Below are 23,410 nucleotides of genomic sequence, written 5' to 3' on the forward strand. Positions count from 1 at the left end.
AATAACAACAATGAAAAAAATATTTTGCTACATCATAACCATTTTTCTTTTCACTTTATCGGGGTGTAACAAGTTCCTGGATATTTTACCGGACGATAAAGCAGAACTGAAAGATGCTTTTAAAGATAAATACAATGCAGAGAAATACCTGTTTACCTGCTATAATAGCCTTCCCAATTTTGTTTCTCCCATGAATACGCTTGGCCTGTCCGGTGGAGGAGATATTATCTATTCGGAAAGAAATACCGGTGGTGGTTTATCATCTGGACCTCCTGCGCCTATGATGGCCTTTCTCAAGGGAAACAATACGGTCAATCCCTACATGAATTTCTGGGATGGACTGAACGGTGCTCCAAGAAATCTATGGGAAGGGATCAGGCATTGCAATATCTTTTTAGAGGAAATACTGATTGAAAATGGTGGTCCCCGTGATGTGGATGAGATGCTCAGAACCAGATGGATTGCTGAAGCCAAGGCCATTAAAGCGTATCTGCATTTTTACCTGTTTCAGCTTTACGGCCCGATTCCGATTGTAGACAAGGCTGTTCCCATTTCGGAGAAAGGAGACAAAGTGAATGTCTACCGGGCTCCGGTTGACGAAGTAGTAGATTATATCGTAAACACACTGGATGAAGCGATTGAAGATCTACCGACCATGAACGAGCTGGATGTCGTCAGTGAATTTGGGAGATTCACGAAAACCATCGCCTTGTCAATCAAAGCCAAGACATTGGTGTTGGCTGCCAGTCCGCTATTCAACAACAACAACTATTACACCGGTTACAAGGACAAAAGAGGGACAGAGCTCTTTCCTGCCGGGGATAGTGGAAAAAGATGGGAAAGGGCATTGGAAGCCTGTGATGTGGCCTGTCGGGCTGCAGAAGAAGAAGGTGCGGTTATTTTGATTACTACTGATGGCGGGAACAATGCGATCAGGGGAATTAACATAACCAATATCAACGATACTACCAAGGCGATGGTAAGCCTGCGTCAGGCAGTTACAGAATCGTGGAATCCGGAAGTAATCTGGGCTGTCAATGAGAGTACCACTTTGTTACAGAGATGGAGCACCATGTTGAGCAACGACGAATGGTTCAACTTTGGAGGAACTGCAGGAAATGATCTGGGTCAAAGGCATTCGCCAACCTTGAATATGGTTGAACAATTTTATTCGTCAAAAGGGATTCCCATTGAAGAAGATGCCGATTGGGAACACAATGGCTGGTATCAGAACAGGTATAACACACAGCTTCCTGATAAAGAACATAGCAAGTACTTTATCAAAAAAGGTCAAGAAACAGCCATCCTTCATTTCAACCGTTCTTTACGATTTTACGCGTCAGTGGGTTTTGATGGTGGCATTTGGGAAGGGAGAGAAAAAAGCCTGTCAGAAGCATCTTATCCCAACATGTTCAGACATTCTGGAAGTGGTTACAAGCATTCGGAAACTTATGGTGGATATCCTTATGCTGGTTATCTGGCAAAAAAGCTGAGCCACCTGAAAACAACCTATACTGAAACCCGAATCACGCTGATAAGAGAAGACTACTCTTTCCCGATCATTCGACTGGCTGATATCTATTTGCTGCTGTCTGAATGCCTCAATGAGGTGGGTGGTCCTACGAAGACCGATTCAAAGGGCAACAATGCTTTCTTTTACCTCGACCAGATCAGGGCAAGATCCGGCATGGAGGGCGTTGTGGAGAGCTGGAATAAGTATGCGCTTGACAGATACAAGACAAAACCCAACGATATCAATGGCTTAAGAGACATTATCCGCCAGGAGCGAATGAACGAATTGGCATTTGAGGGACATTTTTATTATGATGTAAGAAGGTGGATGTTGGCTGAGGAGATGTTCAACAAGCCAATATTGGGCTGGAACAAGGATGGGGAAAACAAGAAAGACTTTTACAATATTAGAGTTCTATTGGTTCCCCGATTCTCGATGAAAGATTACCTGATGCCTATCAGGACCAATTCACTGCTACAAAATCCCAATCTGGTACAAAATCCGGGCTGGTAAATCACAAGAGAATACAAGCAAATTTATGAAAATGATGATAAATAAATATCTTTTACTATTGGCAATCATCTGTTCCCTGTTGATGATTGCATGCACTGATTCCTATATGGGCATAGAGCAAATAAAGACCAGTTCGGAAAAACCGGACAAAATCAGTGTCAGGGAGGTAATACCGAAATCGGGTGCTCTGGAAATCCATTTCACACTTCCCAAAGGGAATCCCAACATTGCTCAGGTAGTTGCAACCTACACCAACAAACATGGTAAAGAAATGGAGTTCAAGGTCTCCAGATACAGTTCTTCAATATTGGTCGAAGGTTTTATCGGCACAGAGGAAATGACTGTGCAACTGGTCTGCATCGATAGTAGCGGAAATGAATCGGATATCACGGTTGTGAAAGCTGCACCACTTATTTCCCCCGTTGAAATTGCACTCCAGACCATGAAAGTTGAACCTGCGTTTGGAGGTATCAAGGTGGAATGGCAAAATACACATGCTAATCCTTTTATAATTCATGTTCTAGCAGAGGATACCCTACAAAAGGGTGTTGCTTCACTAGCGGAAGATTTAAGTAAAGCGATCTACTCGAGCGACTCGTTGAAAACATTCGCCTATGTTCGGCAATATCCCGCAAAAGAACAAAAGTTTGGTTTTATCGTATCCGATAAATGGGGTAACAGAACGGATACATTGATTTCTGTATTGAAACCCTACAAGGAGGAATTGATCGAATACAGTCGTGTAAAAGCAGTTACATATTTTAACCCCACCTATTACGGTGGAGTCAGGGACTATGATACGTATGCCATCAATCCAGCTACAGGAATTCAAAATGATGGGAATGCTCATTCTACCTCTTTTGCCCCGCAAACCATGTTCAATGGTGTTAAAACAGGCAATCTTTTCTTGGCCTATAAATTCATGCGAAATCTCACAAATCCTGATCCCTCCACTCGCTCCTTGGTGCATGATGTGTTTGTCACTTTTGACTTGAACATGGAAACCCGCATTAGTAGAGTGAAAATTTTTCCTAGAACTGGTTTAGGTTATACCTATACGCGTTCAAGTGTGAAACGTTTCCGTATTTGGGGTACCAACGATGATAACAGCGAAAGGTGGTCGAAATTCCCGGGTAATTGGACTTTGATTGGAGAGTATGTGGGAAGAGAACCGGCAAAAAGGGATAATTTAACTCAGGAAGAAATTGAATATTTCAATTTAAAACAAGAGTATTCAATCAGCGAAGACAATGTGAACCCTGCAGCAAATACAACCGCGACCTTCCGCTATATGCGCCTTCAGCTGATGGAATCATATGTGCAAGAAACGACTTTCTACACGATCAATGAGTTCGAGATGTACGGAGATATTCAACAGTATTACTAGTTAAATAAATCAATATGAAAAAGATAAAGCAATATTTTTTCAAAGTTGCGGTAATCAGCTTCCTCTTTCTGGTCAGTTGTGACAATGCCAACGACTTATTGAATCAATATATCAAGGATGGGCCTATCATTTATGCTGCAAAAATAAATGAACTACATACCCAGTCGGGCTATTACCGATTCAGGGCAAACATTTATCCTGCAGAAGACGTAAACCGTTCATACTGTATTTTGAGCTGGAACAACTCGGAAGGATTAAAAGATTCCGTAAGGATTGAATACAATAAAGAAAACTTCGACAATGATCTGAACTGTTATTACGCAATTATCAATATTCAGCCGGAAGAGGGTATTCAGGGAAACCTGGAGATCAGAGGTCAGAATGTAGATCTATTCGGCAACAGATCGTTAATTGTAAATGGCAGCGCCTACATATACGGCCTAAACTATGTCTCCACCTTGATTAACGCACAGATCAGCTTTTCAACCGGTAACAAAAATATCATTTTTGAACCTAGGGTTGGAGCAGTCGGGAATCTGCTCAGTTATGAAAAAAACAGTGGTGGTTTTACGGAAGAAGTTTTTGTTTCAGACAACAGCTATCCACTTACCGATGCAAAACCGGGTGGTGTAGTAAGAACCAAAACGAGGTATCACATCTCCGACACGGATATCGATACCCTGGAGGTTGTTGAATATCTGGAATCAACCATTCCACCTCTCTAAAATTGAGTCCCTTCCTGATAAACAGGTTCTGGTTCAACACTGAAATTCATGTTTCACGGAAGGGACCATTTTTTATTAAAAGGAGATTGCATACATTATTATTACAAAGCAATTCATCATGAGAAAAACAAATATAGCGCTGCTACTCTTCATCATTATTAGTGTATCTTGCCAGAAAGGGCTTTACAGTGAGAGCAAAAGAAATAACAGACGCAATGAGGCTGTCCGTGAGGCAGCAATGACAATGTCTCAATTCCGTAACACATCTCCGTTAAATCTGGATAGTGAAAGATTAATGCTATGGAGAAAATTTCAGGAATATTCGGATCAATTAAAGAGCACTACTTTCAAGGAGTATCTGAAGAAACCGGAAGAGGAAGCTGTGATGATGGAAGATACAATCCCCACACTGTACTTCTATCGGGAAGGATTCGACAAGGTACTTCACGAGGTAAAAAACAGCGAAGTGCAATATGGAAACACACTCGTCTGGATGTTGTATAACATGGGGTTTGTGGTAAAAACGCCCTCCGGCTGTTTCGGCATCGACATTGATCATCGTTTGGCAGAACGGTTGGAACCCTATCTTGACTTCCTCTGTATTACCCATAACCACGGAGATCACTACAATAACAAATTGATTGAAGCGATGATCAATCATGATAAACCGGTGTTATCAAATTTCCACAAGGGAAGTCAGGAATATGTTTCTACAGTAGCCACATCTTATAAGATTGGCAATTTTTCCATCCGCACCGACATTTCGGATCATCTGGCCAACCCTGATTTGCCAGACTTTGTCACTCTTTTCCGAATTGAGGGAGGGGATGATTCCGGGAATTTCTCTATACTTCACTGCGGTGACTCGGGATTTAACCCAAAACATTTCACCAATATTGCGGGAGAGGTAAACATGGTTATCCTCAGATGGGGAGCACCACGAGAAAACAATATCCTGGGCAGCGGGAAAGGTCAGGTAAAACCGGACTACGCAGTGTTATCACATCTGATTGAATTAAGACATGAACCCTATCCACATGGGCAGGCTTCGATAACCAAAACATTGGAACATCTGCCAAATGTAAATTGTGAAAACACCATCCTCCCTTTCTGGGGTGAAAAAATGAGATGGGAAAATGGGAAATTATATTGAATAGATTTAAAAATAGATTCTTCAAATTTTAGAGATTGTCGCAAAATTTGCGACAATCTCTAAAATTATGCACATATAGCAATACCTTTTCATAACACACCCTGCGCCATCATGGCATCGGCCACTTTCATGAAGCCGGCAATGTTGGCTCCTTTCACGTAGTTGATGTATTCACCGTTCTTTCCGTAGGTTACACACTGTTCGTGGATGTCATTCATGATCTGATGGAGCCAGCGGTCTACTTCCTCGTTACTCCAGGAGATATGCATGGCGTTCTGCGTCATCTCCAGTCCGGAACATGCCACACCGCCAGCATTCACAGCCTTACCCGGTGCAAAAAGCATCTCATTTTCTATGAAGAAGTCTACAGCATCTGAGGTACAACCCATATTGGAAACTTCAGCTACCAGAATCACCCCGTTTTTCTTCAATGTTTTGGCATCCTCCAGATTCAGTTCGTTCTGGATAGCACAAGGCAAAGCGATATCCACCTTGCATTCCCAGGGTTTCCTTCCGGGAATGAATCTGGATCGGGGAAATTCATCGGCATAGGGAGCCACCACATCATTGCCCGAATTGCGGAGTTCCAGCATAAAGGCTATCTTTTCGGGCGTATTTACGCCATCTTCATCATATATGTATCCATCGGGGCCGGAGATTGCCACCACTTTGGCACCCAGTTCGGTGGCTTTGGTGACCGCACCCCAGGCAACGTTTCCAAAGCCGGAAACAGCAACGGTTTTTCCTCTTAGCATGATATGGTACTCGTCACACATCTTCTGTACGAAATAGAGCGCGCCGAAGCCGGTGGCCTCGGGACGGAGGCGTGAGCCTCCAAATGTGAGTCCTTTCCCGGTGAAAGTGCCGGTATGTTCGCGGGCAAGCTTCTTGTACATGCCAAACATGTAACCCACTTCACGGCCACCCACACCAATATCACCGGCCGGAACATCGGTATCGGGACCGATGTTGCGCCAAAGCTCCAATACGAAAGCCTGGCAGAAACGCATAATCTCTGCCTGGGAACGGCCTTTAGGCGCAAAATCAGATCCGCCTTTTGCCCCCCCCATGGGAAGTGTTGTGAGTGCGTTTTTAAAGGTCTGCTCGAAACCCAGAAATTTCAGGGAAGAAAGTGTGACGGATGGATGGAAACGAATACCGCCCTTGTAGGGCCCGATGGCACCATTAAACTGTACGCGATAACCGATGTTAACCTGGACCTTGCCCCTGTCGTCTACCCAGGGTACCCGAAAGGTAAATATACGATCGGGTTCAACAATACGTTCAATAATGCCCGCTTTCTCAAATTCAGGATGCTGGTTATACACATCTTCAATGGAAATTAGTACCTCTCTCACTGCCTGCAGGTATTCCGATTCGCCGGGATGTTTTGCCTCAAGCTGTGTCATTATGTCATTCACTTTCATACGATAATATTTTATTAGTTTCATTAAGGTCGCAAGAAACTCGCTTTAAATCATCAATAGTGAAATATGGATTGATAATTTCAGTTCATGTAAAAAGGTTATTTTACCTCTAGACCGACAAAGATATAGAATAAATTGGAATATTGATAGTGTAAAAATGAAAAAAACAGTGTCCTCAGCCCTGAGGTTTAACCGAAAGGAGATTGACCGGAGCGAATTGAAATCCATTATAGCAATTACGTTGTTCCGAAGTTACGGTAAATGTGAGCAGTGAAAAATTTCGTTTTTTACCTTTTTAATGTCTATTTTTGCATCAGAGTTCCCGCGGTCGTGCTGGACACAACCGAAAAGATTCTTCACGGATTCACCGTGATGTAAAAATGGTCATCTTTATCGAATCATTATTTCATGGCAAAAAATAAACTGGCCAAATTTGCCGATATGGCAACCTATGAAAACGTGTTTCAGTATGCTTTCGACACATTGAAGCAGGAGGGTTTTCCCTTGAAAGGGAGATGGAATACTTATTTTCATAACAACAACCCCATCGTGTTGGAACTGGGATGCGGCAAAGGGGAGTATACGGTGGGGATGGCACGCAAGTTTCCTGGAAAGAACTTTATCGGGGTCGACATCAAGGGTGCACGCATGTGGAAAGGTGCCACGCAGGCACTGGAGGAGAAGCTGGAAAATGTAGCCTTTATCCGCACGAACATCGACTTTATTCAATACTTCTTTGCAGAAAATGAAGTATCGGAGATATGGATCACCTTTCCCGACCCCCAGATGAAAAAAGTAAACAAACGGCTTACGGGTACTTACTTTATGAAAAAATACAGTGAAATCATCCACGATGATGGCATCGTTCACCTGAAGACAGACAGTAATTTTTTATATATCTATACCCGTGCAATGATCGCGGAAAACAAACTGAAAGTCCTTTTCGAGACTGATGACCTGTACAATTCAGGCCTCCGGGATGATATCCTCGAAATCCAAACATTCTATGAACAACAATGGCGGGAAAGAGGTTTATCTATCAAGTTTATCAAATTCATCTGTTCCGGTGAACGGCGATGGATTGAGCCCGACATTGAAATAGAAAAGGACGACTATCGTAGCTTTGGCAGAAATGCAAGAATTTAAAGTGATTAAATGATGTGACGATTTAATGATGTGATGATTATGAATAGAAATGAGATAGTGGAAGTTAGTTTTGATTTCGCTCTGCAAATTATTTCTTTTTGTGAAAAATTAGAGGAAAGCAAAAAATTCATTATTGCAAACCAGCTATTAAAATCAGGGACATCTATAGGAGCCAATATTCGCGAAGCACAAAATGCTGAGAGCATCACAGATTTCTTACACAAAATTAAAATCGCTGCAAAAGAGGCCGAAGAAACGGAATACTGGCTTTTATTATGCGAAAAATCCGAAAATTATCCTTTGACAGATGAACTATTAACAAAAATAATCAGCATCAAAAAATTACTGGCAAAGATCATTTCTTCAACAAGAAAAAAAATCTGCTAATCTCTAAATCAGCAAATCAAAAAATCATTATATGGCAATATATCCCCAATTAATTATCGATGCACTGAAAAATGTACGTTACCCCGGAACAGGACAGGACATCGTCTCTGCCGGCATGGTAGCCGACGACATCCGCATTGATGGTATGAAAGTGAGTTTCTCGCTCGTTACCGAAAAGGCACACGACCCTTTCATCAAATCGGTTGTGAAGATGGCAGAACAGGCAGTCCTGACTTATGCCGGCACGGATATCGACATCAAAGGCAATATCTCGGTGAAGTCGAAACAGTCTCCCCGCGCCGACCTGCCCGACCTTCTGCCCGGAGTGAAGAACATCGTCGCTGTCGCATCCGGGAAGGGAGGCGTAGGGAAAAGCACTGTCTGTGCCAATCTGGCCGTGGCATTGGCACAAAAGGGATATAAGGTAGGCCTGCTGGATGCCGACATTTTCGGCCCTTCCGTGCCCAAGATGTTCGACGTGGAAGATCAGGGGCCGATGATGGAACAGGTTGATGGGCGCGACATGATGGTCCCTATCGAGAATTATGGGGTGAAGATGCTCTCCATCGGCTTCTTTGTCAACAAATCGGATGCGGTGGTCTGGCGTGGCGCCATGGCCAGTAACGCTCTGAAGCAACTTATCGGGGATGCCCACTGGGGTGAACTGGATTATTTCCTCATCGACTTCCCTCCCGGCACAAGCGATATCCATCTCACACTGGTACAAACGCTGCCTATCACGGGTGCAGTGATTGTGAGTACCCCCCAGGAAGTGGCGCTGGCCGATGCTCGAAAGGGTATCAGCATGTTCACAGCCGACAAGGTAAACGTGCCTATTCTGGGACTGGTGGAAAACATGGCCTGGTTCACTCCTGCCGAGTTGCCGGAGAACAGGTATTATATTTTCGGAAGAGATGGTTGCAAGCGGTTGGCCGAAGAACAGGGATATGCCCTGCTGGGACAGATACCCATTGTGCAGAGCATCCGGGAAGGAGGCGACGACGGTCGCCCCGTAGCACTGAATGCCGACAGCATCACCGGCATGGCATTTGCCGCACTTGCTGATAATCTGGTATCAGCCGTCGATAAACGTAACCGGGAGCTTCCCGGGACAAAAATCGTGGAAGTACAGAAGCACTAACTAATTAGCAGCTTAGCAGGAATAACACAACTGCACAACTGCACAGCTGCGTATCAACAAAAAGGCATAGTTGCACATCAGCAAATCAATTCATCAGCAAATTAATCTCATGGCTCATCCCCTGCATCAGTTTCGGTTCTGCCCGAAGTGTGGTTCTTCGCAGTTCGAGGAAAACAATGAAAAATCGAAGAAGTGTGTCGCATGCGGCTTTGTCTACTACTTCAATTCCTCTGCTGCCGTGGTGGCTGTGATTGAAAATGCAAAAGGCGAAATTCTGGTCGCCCGCAGGGCAAAGGATCCGGCAAAGGGAACCCTCGACCTTCCCGGCGGTTTCGTCGACATGCATGAGACAGCCGAAGAGGCAATCCGCAGGGAAGTCGTGGAAGAAACAACCCTTCGTGTTACTTCGTCCGAATATCTTTTCTCCATTCCGAATATTTATGTATATTCGGGCTTTGAAGTCCATACCGTGGATATGTTTTTTCGCTGCCTTGTCGATGATTTTCAAGGATTACACCCTCATGACGATGTATCGGAACTGCAGTTCACTCCTCCGGACAAACTCTCTCCGGCAGACTTCGGGCTTACGTCGATCAGACAGGGAGTGGAAAAATTACTCCCGGAACTAAAACAAAAAAAGAGACCGTAAAAAATTCAATTACGGAGAAATCATAAAAATCCAGAATATGAAGAAAATCATCTTACTGTTTACCCTTACCCTTTTCACACAGATTTTACCTGCCCAGAAAACCACATACCATTCCGGGCATGAAAATATGTATAATCTCGGCAAAGAGATGTTTCTTGAAGGAAACTATACCGGCGCACAGGATCTCCTGGCTGAATTTATAAAGGTGAGCTCCGATGCAATGCTGAAAGAAGAGGCTGCTTACATGATGGCAGTGTCATCATTCCACCGTGGCCATGAAAAAAGCGGTGGAGAATTGAAATATTTTCTTGCAGCACATCCGGAAACAGTACATCGCCATGAAATAAGCTTTCTGGTTGGTTCATTCTATTTCGACCGAAAGGAATGGGAATCTGCAAGGATGTGGTTCAACCAATCCGATCTTGACTACCTGACTCTTTCAGAACAGGAAGATTACAGCTTCCGGGCAGGTTATACCGAATTGCAGCTGGACAATAAAGAGGAGGCTGCCCGCTACTTCGGGTTGCTCTCACAAAATAGCAGCAAATACCGGGATGCAGGTAATTTCTATCTGGGATACATCGACTATTCAAATAAAAACTACCAGGCCGCGCTACAACGGTTCCAGCGTCTGAAGAATCATCCCCAATATCAGGAGGAGGTGGCTTTTTACACGGCTCAGGCAGCTTTTTTTGATGGAAAACCGGATGAAGCGATCCGTCTCGCAGGTTCATTTCTGACACGATTTCCACAGAGCAATCACCTCACAGAAATGAACAGGGTGCTCGGTAACAGCCACTATCGTCTGGGAGAGCCTTCACGGGCAATTCCATATTACGAGTACTATCTTACGCACGTAGAGAAGCCGCTGCGCGGCGATGCCTATTTTCTGGGATTGTCTTATTTCGAGACAGGCAAATTCAACGAAGCGGCAGCCATGTTTCAGCAAGCCGTGGGAGAAGCGGATGCGCTCACTCAGAATGCACAACTTCAACTGGGACAAACTTATCTGAAACTCAACCAGAAACAGCCGGCCCAGATGGCTTTCGAAGCGGCTACCAGAAACAACTTCAATCCTCAAGTCAGGGAAACAGCCATGTTTAACTACGCACTGCTGGCACATCAGACCAACTTCTCAGTGTTTAGTGAATCGATCAACCTCTTCGAAAATTTCCTCCGGGAATATCCCAATTCCCCCTATACCAATCAGGTTAATGATATCCTCGCGGAGACGTTTCTTACCACCAAAGATTATCAGGCAGCCCTGAAAGCCATTGACCGGATCAATAATCCCGGTCGGCGCATCCTTGAAGCCAAGCAGATGGTACTCTTTCAGTTGGGAGCACAGGAATTCATCAACGGGAATATGAACGAAGCAGTGCAATATTTTAACAACAGTATCGGTATGGGAAACTACGATGCCAAGGCTCGCAACAATGCGTACTACTGGCGTGGGGAATCATGGTACCGAATGGGAAATTACATCAATGCCGCAAACGACTTACGTCAGTTTACACAAAACGCAGCCCCTGGTGATGAGAATTATGCCACCGGATGGTACAACCTCGGATACGCGCTCTTTAAACAACAACAGTACGGACAGGCTGTGACGGCCTTTGAGCGTTACCTTTCTACAGAAACCGACCGTAGAAAAAACGAATATGCCGATGCACTTAATCGTGTGGGCGACAGCTATTACTTCAACCGCAGCTTTGATGAAGCAGAACGTTATTACTCCCAGGCTGCCGCTGTGAATCCGGGCGCTGCCGACTATGCTGCCTATCAACGCGCTTTCGTGATGGGACTGCAACATAACTATCAGGGTAAAATAACCGCACTCGACAACCTGATGCGGCAATACCCCAACTCACAGTATTTCGATGACGCACTCTACGAAAAAAGCAGGGCTCTCACCATGCTTAACCGTGAAAATGAAGCCATTACAGTATTACAGCGGCTCGTAAACGAATTTCCGGGAAGCGTATTGGCTTCACAGGGTGGCGTGCAGCTGGGCCAGTTGTATTACAATACAGGTAATTACCAGCAGAGCATTGCCGCCTATAAAAATGTGATCTCCCGCTTCCCCGGATCGGATGATGCACGGAATGCGCTGGCTTCCCTGGAGACCGTTTATCGCGACATGAATGACGTGCAGTCCTATGTGAATTACGCAAACGCGCTTCCCGGCGGCATGCGTATTACGGTATCGCGTCAGGATTCACTTACCTACCTGGCTGCCGAAAGTGTCTTTATGCGAGGAAACCGTGCCGATGCCGCCTCGTCGATGAACCGTTACCTGCAGACTTATCCCAACGGTGCCTACAGCAGTGACGCACATTATTATCTGGGCATGATTGCCGAGGAGAAAAAAGATGAACAACAGGCTCTGTCTCATTACCGGAAGGTGATTGATGCAAGCAATGTGAAGTTCCTCGACAATGCACTTCTTTATACGGCAAGGGTGGAGTATAAAAACGGGAACTACCGACAGGCACTGGCCGACTATTCACGGCTGGCCTCCTCAGCCAGAAATATTGCAAACAAACAGAATGGACAACTGGGTGTGGCACGTACGCAAACGGCTCTGGGAGGTAATCATGAAGCAGCAAGAGCAGCCACGGAATTACTGGCAGGCAGCAACCTGTCTCCGGAAACGGTGACCGAAGCCAGGTACCTGCGCGGCAAGGCTTATCAGAAGGTGAACGAGAACGACAATGCAATGGCAGATTTTCAGTTTCTGGCAAATGATACCCGCAGCATTTATGGCGCAGAAGCGCAGTTTATTCTGGCAGACACCTATTACCGGTGGAAATCCTATGACCGGGCCGAAGCACAGGTGAAAGAGTTTATGCAAAAGGGAACACCCCATCAGTACTGGATGGCCCGTGCACTCATCGTACTCTCTGATACTTACCAGGCGAAAGGCGATGAATTTCAGGCCCGCCAGTATCTGGAAAGTCTGAAAAACAATTATAAAGGCGGTGAAGCCGACATCCAGCAAATGATCAATGAACGTCTCCGCTAAAAAACAACCGCGAAGCCGAATAACGAGAATAAAGTGAACCAAATAGTGAACATAAACTGTATGAAGAAGATATATATTATAATGGTAATCCTGGCACTTTCAGCCGGTTTATTTGCCCAAACGCAGGACTCGCTGTTGCGCAGACAGCTTGAACTGGAGCGTGATTTCAACCCCACGCTGCTCGATGCCGATAAGATCAACTCACTCCCCGCACTGCGGGAGCCGTCGGTACAAAAGGCCAACACCAACTATTCCACCTGGGCGGGACGGATTACCCCGCCGCTGGAGATTGCTTTGCCCCGCCCCGCAGGCATCATGACGGATATTCCGTTCAACCTTAAAAAAGGGTATCTCTCTTTTCATGCCGGTAATTATGCCAACATCGACGGCGCCTTCGGATATCGTCTGGTAGACCAGCCGAAGCATAACCTGGCATTTACTTTCCTGCACAACTCCACCAACGGGGATATAAACTACCTGCAGGAGGATTCGAACCCTGCAGGAAACACAGCATACTTCATGGATAACCTGGGAAAGCTGGCCTACAAACACGATGCCGACGCCATACTGCTTAACATGCACCTCTCATACCTGAACTCCGGCTTCAATTATTATGGGAACAGCTTTGAAAATGAACGCTATTTCGAAAATGAAAAACAACGCCTGGGCGTGTTCAATGCGCACCTGGGTCTGGCCTCGAAAGAATCGGACCGACTGAACTACAGGGGATCGCTCGATTTCAGTAATTTTTCCACCAAATTCGGCTACGATCTCAATGGTGACCCCATCAAGGGCAACCAGTTGAACGTGACTGCCGGATTCGACAAGCCTTTCAGGAATATCAACACCAAGGCAGGGGTAGATGGAAGCTTGTTCACCACCGTGTACAGAAATGACTTTGATAACTATTTTCTGATCAATGCCGCCCCCTACGTCCTCTTTGGAGGATTAAACCGAAGTGCCCGCCTGGGTGTGGATGTGCTCTTTCAGGATGCCGATAAGATAAGGGTACGTGTGGTTCCGAATGTGAAACTGCATCTGGGGCTGACCGATAAGACATCGCTTTATGCCAATATTCACGGCGGATTCCAACACAACACCTTCCTGGATATGATGAATGAATCGCGATACTTCCTGCATGATGCTTCTGTAAAACCGGCTTTCTCAATCGTGGATATCGATGGCGGCGTAAAAATAGGTGAAGCCAATGGATTCCGCATCGACCTGTTTGCCGGTTTCCGGAAAACAGATGATGCGCATTTTCTTATTCACCACGGTCAGGAAGTGATGGGGGGAGATATCCCGGGAAACTTCAGAGAAGTTTTGTACCCTGTTTACGGTGATCTTACTCATTCACACATCGGTGGAATAATCCAGTCGAACATATGGTCCCCATTGGATATTTCACTCCGGCTAAAAAAGAATTTCTATGATGTAACCAACATGACCATTGGCGATGTGGATGTCACAAATCCCAGGGCATATAACCAGCCGGGGTTTGAAGTCGATTTGCGTGCTTCCCTGGATATAATACAAAGTCTGAAATTTACACTCAATTATTACATGGCGGGAGACCGGTGGAGTTATTACCAGGGCATTGAACGGGAAATGGATGCCATCAACGATCTGAACCTGGGAGGCGTCTATGAAATAAGTGATGCTTTCTCGCTGAGTATACGGGTGAATAATCTGTTGTCACATAAATACGATATATGGTACGGACATCCGGCTCAGGGTCTGAATGCTTCGGGAGGTTTCTCGTTTAAATTTTAAAGGCGCCATGTGCGGATTTTGTAAAATTGAGAAGGAAACTATTTTTAATACTTCTTCCTTCTTGTTTCCAATGGTTTTGTGTAATTTTGCGGCGAACCTCTGAAAGGTTCGGGCAGCAAAACAGCGATTTTATTCACATATGGGCAAGAAAAAAAAGACGCTCCGCAAGGGATCAGCAAAAAAAAGCACAGGGAAGTATGATATTGTAAAGGCCATGTGGGGTGTCTTCGGGCTCATCGTAGCCGGGACACTGTTTTTTTTTACACTCGTTTCAACAGGAGCCCTGGGATACCTGCCCGATATTAATGAGCTGGAAAACCCGATCGACAAATATGCCTCACAGGTAATCTCTTCCGACAACGACCTGCTCTTCACCTATTCTGAGAGTGACGACAACCGTATTATGATAGATTACTCCGAGCTCTCGCCCCATCTTATCAATGCTCTTATTTCCACAGAGGACATCCGTTATTATTCCCATTCGGGCATTGACATCATAGGCCTGGGCAGGGCCATTTTTAAGACGGTAATTCTGAACCAGTCCGAGAGCGGTGGTGGCAGCACCATCACCCAGCAGCTGGCAAAACTGCTTTATTCACCCCGTGCAAGCAACAAGCTTCAACGTCTTTTCCAGAAACCGGTGGAATGGGTGATTGCCGCGAAGCTGGAGCGATACTATACAAAAGAGGAGATCGTCAATCTCTACTTGAACAAATATGACTTCAACTACAATGCCGTCGGAATTGAATCGGCTGCACGCACCTATTTCAACAAAAGGCCCGGCGAACTGAAAGTGGAGGAAGCAGCCACGCTGATCGGGATGTTGAAAAATTCATCCCTGTATAATCCTGTCCGCCGAGCCGACCTAACCCGTGACAGGCGAAACGTGGTGATATCCCAAATGCATAAGGCAAATCATCTCACCCGGCAGGAGGCCGATTCATTGAAGCAACTACCCCTGGAAATTGATTTCAACCGCTCGGATCATGTGGATATTGCCGCCCCCTACTACAGGCAGCACCTGGCTAAGATGATGATGGCCGACAAGCCCAACCGGAAGAATTATGCTTCCTGGAAACGGCAACAGTTCACGGAAGATTCACTCGCCTGGGTGGAGAATCCACTGTACGGCTGGTGCAAAAAGAACAAGAAAGCAGATGGTTCCAGTTACGATATTTATACCGACGGACTCAAGATCTATTCCACCATCAACAAGCGGATGCAGCGTCATGCAGAAGCAGCCGTAAGAGAACATCTGGGAGGTTACCTTCAGGACCAGTTCTTTCGGGAGAAAGCCGGAAAAAAATATGCGCCCTACTCCAGCGAAGTGAGCGACCAGGTGGAGAGCCTGATGACCGCCGCCATGAAGCAGACCGACCGGTATCATATATTAAAAAAAGCCGGTTTCAGTGAAGCCGACATCCTCAAAAATTTCAAGGAAAAACCGGTAGAGATGAAAGTATTTTCCTGGAATCACAGGGAGGTGGATACAGTGATGACTCCCTGGGACTCCATCCGTTACCACAAGAACTTTCTGCGCGCCGGCTTTATGGCCATGGATCCCTTGACAGGCCACGTGAAAGCCTATGTGGGAGGTCCCGATTTCAAGTTTTTCAAGTACGATATGGTCGCCACCGGCAAACGCCAGATCGGGTCAACAATCAAGCCCTATCTCTACACGCTGGCCATGGAAGAGGGGATGAGCCCCTGCGATGGCATGATACACGGACCTGTAACCCTGATCACGGAAACAGGTGAGGAATGGACTCCCCGCAACTCACGTGGAGCAAACGGTGAGTTTGTCTCCATCAAATGGGGTTTGCAGAACTCTGACAACTGGGTCACGGCCTACCTGATGAAGCAATTCTCCCCCTACGCTTTTGCACGCATGTTACAGTCGTTCGGACTGAAAACACCTGCCCCCCCTGTCGTATCACTGGCTTTGGGACCCAATGACGCATCGGTATATGAGATGGTGGGGGCCTACTCCTCCTTCATTAACCGTGGTATCCGTGTGGAACCCATGCTGGTGACCCGTATCGAGGACTCTTACGGCAACGAGGTAGCCTCCTTTGTGCCGGAGATGAAGGAGATATTCAGCGAGACCACCTCCTACAAGATGCTCGACATGCTGAAAGCTGTCGTCGATGGGGGTACCGGAGGCCGTCTGCGCAGAATTTATAACCTGAAAGGACAGATGGGGGCCAAAACCGGTACGACAAACAACAACTCCGACGGCTGGTTTATGTCATTCACACCCAACCTGGTGGCAGGTTGCTGGGTAGGCGGTGAAGAACCTTCCATCCATTTCGACAGGATGGCATACGGTCAGGGAGCCAGCATGGCGCTCCCCATTCAGGGCATCTTCTACCAGAAGATATATGCCGATTCCGAGTTGAATTATACCGACGACGGCGTATTTGAGATACCCGCCGGTTTCGATCCCTGTCACGATATGCAGCGCTACTCTCCCGATTTTTATCGCAGTAACGATCCGGTGGTGAATAACGAGGGAATAGACGACCTGTTCAATTGATGCGGACAGCTTACTTTTTTCCCTGATTAAAGAAACGGTCTCTTTGCAGTTCCGTCACTCTCTGGGCAGCTGCCCTATAGAAGAGTTCAGTAGTAGTAAGTTTTTCCAACTCACTTTTTGCCACCGGACTGCCATTCACATCCAATTGAGCCGGAGCTGTCTTTAGAAAACGCTCGTAATAGGTCAGCGCCCTCTCCGTATCCTTCATCTCGTCATAGATAGAGGCTACGTTGTACAGGATGGAATGAGTCTGTGGACGCCGACTGAATGCCGACTCATAATATCTTATGGCTCTTGTGAACTGTTTCGAACGGTGATGGGCATCGGCCAGCGACACCTCGTAATCGAAAAGCATTTCCTTCAGCTTTTCAATCTTGCTTACTCCCTCGTCAAGTATCTGTATCCCTTTTTTGCGGTCGTATGTTCTGGAGAGAGACGTACCGTAGTAATAAAGGAGGTTCACGTCAGGTTCTGGTATCGCCCGAGCATAGGCAATTCCCAACCATTTTGTGGCATCAAAATAGAGCTTTGACGCATAATAACTCATTCCAAGAAAATAGGTGGTTGTATAGGTAGAGTCACCCAATTCCACATTATGCTGCAGCCGTTTGATTGCCTGCCGGTAGTTTCCGGATGTATACTGGGCCATTCCATTCAGTTGTCCAATGGATTTATGGTCGGGGTTGATTCCCGAGAGGTACCGGTCGGTGAGTGTGACAACGGTATCATACAACTGTATAGAGTAGTAAAAATCACACAGATTACGCAATGCCAGATGATCGGCCGGGTCCTTTTCAATCGCTTTCATATAATAGACCAGTCCCATCCCGTCATTCAGGTTGATGTGGGCATCCCCGGCCATTCGCAACAGCATGGGAACTGAATCCTGTTTAAACACTTCTTCCGAAGTCCGGATGGTACCATGCCAGTCTCCTGCCCGGTAATAGGCCACTGCCAGTCTGGTCTGCAAATAAAGGTTGCCGGGTGAGCCTTCATTTATTTTTTGCCAGTAGCTAAGCGACAGATCCGGATCACCACTCTGGTAGGCACATTCTGCCCCTGCCATCAGTATGTTCCTGTTTTCGGGATAACAGACCGAAAGTGAATCGTAGATCCGTAACGCCGGATTGTAGTCGTTGACTTGCTGATAGCAATCTGCCATTAAAAGCATATTCTCCATGCTTTGGGAAGCCTCTTTGAGTAGCTGAATTGCTTCGCGGTAACGATAATTTTCAATCAGTTTCTCTACCTGGCTTGTCTGGGCATATCCACACATGATATGGGATGCAAGGAGAATAAAGATGAAAAGTCTGATTTTCATTGACCATTGATTAATGTGAAAGGGAGGTCCGATGCGTTCGCAACCTCCCTTAATAGTCTGCAAGATTTACAAAAAGATAATAATGAATTTATCTCGGATCTTTTATCTCGGGCTGCTTCTTCACGCCATATCCCACCACAACGATTGTGTTCTCAGATGCGGGCCCTGTAAACGATTTCGAAGTGTCATCCCCTTGCAATCTAAAAACAACCGGTAAGTTTGTGATAATTTCTCCACCTGATGATTTCAGGTTTGACAACAATATCTCTTCCGTTTTGTACCCCACAAAAGAGATTGCCAGGGTATTTCTTCCGGCAGGAACTTTCAGTTGAAAATGGCCGTTTGCATCCGTGATCATACCGGTACCGGTTCCTCTTATAATAACGGACGCACCTTGTAATGGCTGGGAACCGGAGTCTGTCACTCTGCCGGAAACCAACATATACTCATCCTTTTCCCATCGAGGCATCTCCCTGATCACCCGCAACACTTCGTTGTTCAAAGCTGCCATCTCATCCGAATCGCCCGTCACTTCTGCCCCGGTTATATCTCCAGCATTATTTATCCGAAACGAAGCATTCACTACTCCCTGTACACCTTTTTCCTGTGCTTCCACCGGGTATTTTATTCTTTCGGAAATAAACCTCATAAACTCCTTGTTACCGCCAGGAAACAGAAAATTATGCTGTACCTGTGCCTGTACCGACATACTTCTTTCATTCGTCTTTAACTCGTCAATGATTATCTTCGATTCATCTTTCTTTAGGCTGAAAACCACCGGTAGCGTAAATTGTACATTTACAGCCTGACCACGTTGTTTGCCAGGTTTCCAGGCAGGCATCGTCTCCAACACACGAACAGCTTCGGCATCGATGGAGGGATCTACGCCCCGGATTATTTTCACATCAGAAACAGTACCATCTTTCAGCACCACAAACTGGCAAGTAACCCTTCCCTGAATTCCATTCTCTTTCGCCACTTCCGGATATTGGATATTGTCAGCCAAGAATTGCACCATTGCTTCGTTTCCACCGGGAAACTCGGGCATATCTTCCACCACTACAAATATTTCCTGCGTAGGATCCTCTTTCTTTACAGGTGGGGGATCCTGCACGTTCTCAGTTTCACTATCGTATAAGACAGGCGATGATACGCTTTCATCCAAAAGTAGATCATGAACAGCTCCTGTTGTTTGCCCTGATTTGGTTTCCTTCCGTGCTGCATATACACTATTTGCCGCTATAAGCATAAAAACCAGAGGCAAAATAAGCAGATATTTCGCAAGTACGGGTGTGGTCGATTTCTTTTTGTTCATCATCATAATGCGTTGTTTTAATTGTGATACATTAAAGTTGTTTACTATCTGAACTGCAGTTTCATGATAAGTCAGTCGTAAAAGATGGAACTGATATTCGCGGCTGTCGATCCCTTCTCGAAGCACGCCGTTGTCGGCCAGATACTCAAGATTCATCGCCATCTCCCGCTTCATCAGCCAGACAAAAGGATTCCACCAGGAAAAGAGAGAGAGTATCTCAACAAGAATTATGTCCAGCGAATGCCACTGTCTCACGTGGGTTTGCTCGTGCAGCAGAATCTGCCTGGTCTCTGCTTCCGCATGCTTTTCGGTATGGATAAATATCCACTTGAAAAAGGAGAAGGGTGTCATATCTTCCGGCAACTGACAGACGGTGATCCCAGATATTTCCGTTACTTTACTATGGAGACGAATGCGCACGATAGAGAAAAGTTGCCAGAAAAATCGCAACACAAAAAACGACGTAACCACTACGAAGAGTCCCGTAAGGATTTGTTCCCAGGGAAACAGGAAAGAACTGGCGTCTGATGCCGCATCATCCGGCACTATCGACATATCGAGATCTTCAATAAAAACAGCTCTTTCAACGTCCACAGGGGTAGTGGAACGGAAGTTCAACACTTCTCCCAGCGCCGGAACAGAAAACAGGGGATAAAACAGCGAGAAAACAATTGCCAGCATAAAGAAGGAACGCCTAAGGCGAAGGAACGTATCTCCTTTCAGTAATAATGCGTACAGGAGATAAAACATTGCCAAGGCGATGTTGACTTGTATCAGATAAATTAAAAAGGGATACATGGCTGTCGTATTAACGGTAAAAAAACTACTTCTGATTCTTTTCTATCAGGCGTATGATCTCACTGAGTTCTTCCGTAGTGATCTTTTGCTCTTTGGCAAAGAAGGATACCAGCTCTTTATAGGAATTATCGAAATAACTTTGTACTACCCCCGAAAGAAAGTGCCTCTTATAGGCCGCTTCAGAAATGAGCGGCTTGAAAACCTTCACATTGCCGAACCTTCTTTTCTCCAGATATCTTTTACTTTCCAGATTTTTAAAGATGGAAGCCACCGTTGTATAAGGAGGGCGGGGCTCCTCCAACTTCTCAACCACATCCTTGATCGCACACTCTTTAAGCTGCCACACAAGCAACATCACATTTTCTTCCTGGGGAGTCAATCGTTCCATCGTCCATTTAGTTTATTGAATTAAAAACTGTTTTAATACCGCAAATCTACGATATTTTCGTAACATGCAAATCTATTTACCCTTTTTTATCGTTAAATAAATATAAATAAAAAAAGGAACCCCATTGCTGAAAGCTCCTTTTTAGGGAATAATTATTCGTCAATCACCATCATCGTCAAAATCACAGTCGATCATATCATCGAGTCGTTCCCAAATTTTCTTGCCCAACTGATAGTTCGGTGACTGTTCACCGTGATCATTGTAATAAATTCTGATTACACCATCTTTATCAGGAACAGCCGTTGTGAAATCGATCCCGCTCAGTGAACTGGCAAACAACTGGTTTATGTGGAAATCAACCGCAACTCCCAAATCTTCACCCGGGATAAATGGCTTATCGAATTCAATTTCAAAATCAAATTCCTTGTCCGATGAAAAAATAAACGGGACTCCGGCTATCTCACCATCAATCAGGATGGTTTGATTGTAGAGTACTGAATTTTCATTCCTGTTTTTCTTCATTTCAAACTCGATCTCCTCAAAAGCCACGTTGGGCAGTTCGAGGCCTGAAAACAATGTTTTAGCCTGTAAGTCGCCATTTAGAATCAGATCGACTTCGAACGGACCTTTCAGTTCCAGATCATCATCGGAAGAATAGGTTTCGCCAAATTGAGTCGCTAATTTATGGTCGTCGTCAAAGTCATCATCAAAGTCAAACTCTATTTCCGCCACATTAATTTTAAAATTCAATACATTGACAACCTCGTCAAGCATCAAACGGGTTTCACCCTGAGCAGCGCTTCTGGTAGTTGTGCCATTGTCGGCCCTGAATTGCACTGTCACTTTTTTCGAATCAATTCCTTCCAGATCGTCGTTTTGCTCACAGCCAATAAATGCAGCCGGCAATAACATTATCACTGCAAAAACTTTAAAAAGATTCTGTTTCATTACATAAAGGTTTTGTTTAATGCAAACATGCATTATGTTATATATAAAGAGTAAGGCTTTGAGAATGAAAAAGGTTCATGCTGTCGAGTTAAAATAGGTAAAAATAAAAGAGGTGGAATTCAATGTTTGATCCCACCTCTTTTGATCTATAGAAAAATTTAATTTTGCTTTTCAAAATCCTGCATGCACTGAATCAGCGCCTCTACGGCTTCCCTGGGGCATGCATTATAAATAGATGCGCGGAAGCCACCTACTGACCGGTGCCCCTTGATACCCACCATGCCACGTTCTTTCGCAAAATCGAGGAAAGCAGCTTCTTTCTCTTTGTATTCTTCGTTCATCACGAAGCAGACGTTCATGATGGAACGGTCTTCCTTGGCAGCAGTACCCACAAAAAGCTTGTTTCGGTCTATTTCGTTATAGAGCAGTTCCGCTTTCTCCCTGTTCATTTTGTGCATCGCATCCACACCCCCAAGCTCTTTCACCCATTTCAGGGTTTCGTGCATGACAAATATCGGGAATACAGGGGGTGTATTGAACATGGAACGGTCTTTCTCGGCACCTCCGATATGGGTGCGGTAGTCCACCATTGTCTGTAGCGGACGATTGATCTTGCCAAGTATGTCTTCCCTTACGATCACAAAGGCAACACCGGCAGGTCCCACGTTTTTCTGTGCCCCTCCGTAGATGATGCCATATTTGGAAACATCTACCGGACGACTCATGATATCAGACGACATATCGGCCACCAAAGGCACCGGGCTGTCGATATCCTCATGCATTTCCGTCCCGTAGATGGTATTGTTTGTCGTGATGTGGAAATAATCGGCATCGACCGGAATGGTATATCCTTTGGGAATATAGGAATAGTTTTTATCTTCCGACGAAGCCACAATTTCAACCTCTCCGTAAAACTTAGCCTCTTTGATGGCCTTCTTTGCCCAGACACCGGTCTGCAGGTAGGCTGCCTTCTTTTGCATCAGGTTTGCAGGAACTTCAAAAAACTGAGTACTGGCACCACCCCCTAACAAAAGGACTTTGTAGTTATCGGGAATGTTCAGCAATTCTTTCCATAGGTCGGCTGTCTCTTTCATGATCCGTTCCCACCCGGGAGTGCGGTGTGATATCTCAAGGATGCCAATGCCGGTATTATCGAAGTCGCGTATCGCTTCAATGGCTGATTCTACTGCAGGGCGGGGTAATACACATGGTCCCGCGTTGAAATTGTATTTCTTCATATTGATTATAATTAAATTCTGATTTCC

General features: G+C 45.5%; 17 protein-coding genes. 11 read left to right on the top strand and 6 right to left on the bottom strand.

From position 1 onward, the window contains the following. The first annotated feature begins 10 nt into the window (after window positions 1-10). From AC1HCU_RS09905 to AC1HCU_RS09920, 4 genes are all read left to right on the top strand, one after another. On the top strand, window positions 11-2,026 hold the full coding sequence (locus AC1HCU_RS09905) for a RagB/SusD family nutrient uptake outer membrane protein (RefSeq protein WP_480365581.1): 2,016 nt from the start codon (window positions 11-13) through the stop codon (window positions 2,024-2,026). A 25-nt stretch (window positions 2,027-2,051) separates the two neighbouring features. Next, the gene (locus AC1HCU_RS09910; RefSeq protein ID WP_480365583.1) at window positions 2,052-3,413 is read left to right on the top strand and encodes a DUF5126 domain-containing protein; all 1,362 of its coding nucleotides are present in this window, start codon (window positions 2,052-2,054) and stop codon (window positions 3,411-3,413) included. Window positions 3,414-3,427: 14 nt separating this feature from the next. Beyond that, on the top strand, window positions 3,428-4,138 hold the full coding sequence (locus AC1HCU_RS09915) for a DUF4998 domain-containing protein (protein ID WP_480365585.1): 711 nt from the start codon (window positions 3,428-3,430) through the stop codon (window positions 4,136-4,138). A gap of 118 nt (window positions 4,139-4,256) precedes the next feature. Further along, complete coding sequence (locus AC1HCU_RS09920) at window positions 4,257-5,291, top strand: MBL fold metallo-hydrolase (protein WP_480365587.1); 1,035 nt, start codon at window positions 4,257-4,259, stop codon at window positions 5,289-5,291. An 89-nt stretch (window positions 5,292-5,380) separates the two neighbouring features. On the opposite strand, the gene gdhA is transcribed toward AC1HCU_RS09920, so the two are convergent. After that, window positions 5,381-6,718, bottom strand: a complete 1,338-nt coding sequence (gdhA, locus tag AC1HCU_RS09925) for an NADP-specific glutamate dehydrogenase (protein ID WP_480365590.1) — start codon at window positions 6,716-6,718, stop codon at window positions 5,381-5,383. 408 nt (window positions 6,719-7,126) lie between these two features. On the opposite strand from gdhA, the gene trmB reads away from it, so the two are divergent. From trmB to AC1HCU_RS09960, 7 genes are all read left to right on the top strand, one after another. Further along, complete coding sequence (gene trmB / locus AC1HCU_RS09930; RefSeq protein WP_480365591.1) at window positions 7,127-7,864, top strand: tRNA (guanosine(46)-N7)-methyltransferase TrmB; 738 nt, start codon at window positions 7,127-7,129, stop codon at window positions 7,862-7,864. 39 nt (window positions 7,865-7,903) lie between these two features. Beyond that, on the top strand, window positions 7,904-8,251 hold the full coding sequence (locus tag AC1HCU_RS09935) for a four helix bundle protein (RefSeq protein ID WP_480365593.1): 348 nt from the start codon (window positions 7,904-7,906) through the stop codon (window positions 8,249-8,251). 31 nt (window positions 8,252-8,282) lie between these two features. After that, entirely contained in the window at window positions 8,283-9,392 is a 1,110-nt protein-coding gene (locus AC1HCU_RS09940) for an Mrp/NBP35 family ATP-binding protein (protein WP_480365595.1), read from the top strand. A 109-nt stretch (window positions 9,393-9,501) separates the two neighbouring features. Next, window positions 9,502-10,041, top strand: a complete 540-nt coding sequence (locus AC1HCU_RS09945) for an NUDIX domain-containing protein (protein ID WP_480365597.1) — start codon at window positions 9,502-9,504, stop codon at window positions 10,039-10,041. 37 nt (window positions 10,042-10,078) lie between these two features. Continuing rightward, entirely contained in the window at window positions 10,079-13,066 is a 2,988-nt protein-coding gene (locus AC1HCU_RS09950; protein ID WP_480365599.1) for a tetratricopeptide repeat protein, read from the top strand. Window positions 13,067-13,126: 60 nt separating this feature from the next. After that, entirely contained in the window at window positions 13,127-14,839 is a 1,713-nt protein-coding gene (locus AC1HCU_RS09955) for a TonB-dependent receptor (protein ID WP_480365601.1), read from the top strand. 214 nt (window positions 14,840-15,053) lie between these two features. After that, the gene (locus tag AC1HCU_RS09960; protein WP_480371150.1) at window positions 15,054-17,375 is read left to right on the top strand and encodes a transglycosylase domain-containing protein; all 2,322 of its coding nucleotides are present in this window, start codon (window positions 15,054-15,056) and stop codon (window positions 17,373-17,375) included. Between the two features lie 10 nt (window positions 17,376-17,385). Here the strand turns inward: AC1HCU_RS09960 and AC1HCU_RS09965 are convergent, their stop codons facing one another. From AC1HCU_RS09965 to serC, 5 genes are all read right to left on the bottom strand, one after another. Next, complete coding sequence (locus tag AC1HCU_RS09965; RefSeq protein WP_480365603.1) at window positions 17,386-18,696, bottom strand: tetratricopeptide repeat protein; 1,311 nt, start codon at window positions 18,694-18,696, stop codon at window positions 17,386-17,388. An 88-nt stretch (window positions 18,697-18,784) separates the two neighbouring features. After that, on the bottom strand, window positions 18,785-20,809 hold the full coding sequence (locus tag AC1HCU_RS09970; RefSeq protein WP_480365605.1) for a TonB family protein: 2,025 nt from the start codon (window positions 20,807-20,809) through the stop codon (window positions 18,785-18,787). A 25-nt stretch (window positions 20,810-20,834) separates the two neighbouring features. Then, entirely contained in the window at window positions 20,835-21,197 is a 363-nt protein-coding gene (locus AC1HCU_RS09975) for a BlaI/MecI/CopY family transcriptional regulator (protein WP_294070875.1), read from the bottom strand. Window positions 21,198-21,356: 159 nt separating this feature from the next. Continuing rightward, window positions 21,357-22,145 (bottom strand): hypothetical protein, encoded by a 789-nt coding sequence (locus AC1HCU_RS09980; RefSeq protein WP_480365607.1) that lies wholly within the window; start codon window positions 22,143-22,145, stop codon window positions 21,357-21,359. Window positions 22,146-22,303: 158 nt separating this feature from the next. Next, window positions 22,304-23,383, bottom strand: a complete 1,080-nt coding sequence (gene serC / locus AC1HCU_RS09985) for a 3-phosphoserine/phosphohydroxythreonine transaminase (protein ID WP_480365609.1) — start codon at window positions 23,381-23,383, stop codon at window positions 22,304-22,306. Window positions 23,384-23,410 lie beyond the last annotated feature (27 nt).

This window comes from Proteiniphilum sp. LBM24028 (genome assembly GCF_056629195.1).

Excerpts from the sequence above, each read along its gene's own strand:
- AC1HCU_RS09905 (WP_480365581.1), top strand. The coding sequence starts at position 11 with ATGAAAAAAATATTTTGCTACATCATAACCATTTTTCTTTTCACTTTA.
- AC1HCU_RS09910 (WP_480365583.1), top strand. The coding sequence starts at position 2,052 with ATGAAAATGATGATAAATAAATATCTTTTACTATTGGCAATCATCTGT.
- AC1HCU_RS09915 (WP_480365585.1), top strand. The coding sequence starts at position 3,428 with ATGAAAAAGATAAAGCAATATTTTTTCAAAGTTGCGGTAATCAGCTTC.
- AC1HCU_RS09920 (WP_480365587.1), top strand. The coding sequence starts at position 4,257 with ATGAGAAAAACAAATATAGCGCTGCTACTCTTCATCATTATTAGTGTA.
- gdhA (WP_480365590.1), bottom strand. The coding sequence starts at position 6,718 with ATGAAAGTGAATGACATAATGACACAGCTTGAGGCAAAACATCCCGGC.
- trmB (WP_480365591.1), top strand. The coding sequence starts at position 7,127 with ATGGCAAAAAATAAACTGGCCAAATTTGCCGATATGGCAACCTATGAA.
- AC1HCU_RS09935 (WP_480365593.1), top strand. The coding sequence starts at position 7,904 with ATGAATAGAAATGAGATAGTGGAAGTTAGTTTTGATTTCGCTCTGCAA.
- AC1HCU_RS09940 (WP_480365595.1), top strand. The coding sequence starts at position 8,283 with ATGGCAATATATCCCCAATTAATTATCGATGCACTGAAAAATGTACGT.
- AC1HCU_RS09945 (WP_480365597.1), top strand. The coding sequence starts at position 9,502 with ATGGCTCATCCCCTGCATCAGTTTCGGTTCTGCCCGAAGTGTGGTTCT.
- AC1HCU_RS09950 (WP_480365599.1), top strand. The coding sequence starts at position 10,079 with ATGAAGAAAATCATCTTACTGTTTACCCTTACCCTTTTCACACAGATT.
- AC1HCU_RS09955 (WP_480365601.1), top strand. The coding sequence starts at position 13,127 with ATGAAGAAGATATATATTATAATGGTAATCCTGGCACTTTCAGCCGGT.
- AC1HCU_RS09960 (WP_480371150.1), top strand. The coding sequence starts at position 15,054 with ATGTGGGGTGTCTTCGGGCTCATCGTAGCCGGGACACTGTTTTTTTTT.
- AC1HCU_RS09965 (WP_480365603.1), bottom strand. The coding sequence starts at position 18,696 with ATGAAAATCAGACTTTTCATCTTTATTCTCCTTGCATCCCATATCATG.
- AC1HCU_RS09970 (WP_480365605.1), bottom strand. The coding sequence starts at position 20,809 with ATGTATCCCTTTTTAATTTATCTGATACAAGTCAACATCGCCTTGGCA.
- AC1HCU_RS09975 (WP_294070875.1), bottom strand. The coding sequence starts at position 21,197 with ATGGAACGATTGACTCCCCAGGAAGAAAATGTGATGTTGCTTGTGTGG.
- AC1HCU_RS09980 (WP_480365607.1), bottom strand. The coding sequence starts at position 22,145 with ATGAAACAGAATCTTTTTAAAGTTTTTGCAGTGATAATGTTATTGCCG.
- serC (WP_480365609.1), bottom strand. The coding sequence starts at position 23,383 with ATGAAGAAATACAATTTCAACGCGGGACCATGTGTATTACCCCGCCCT.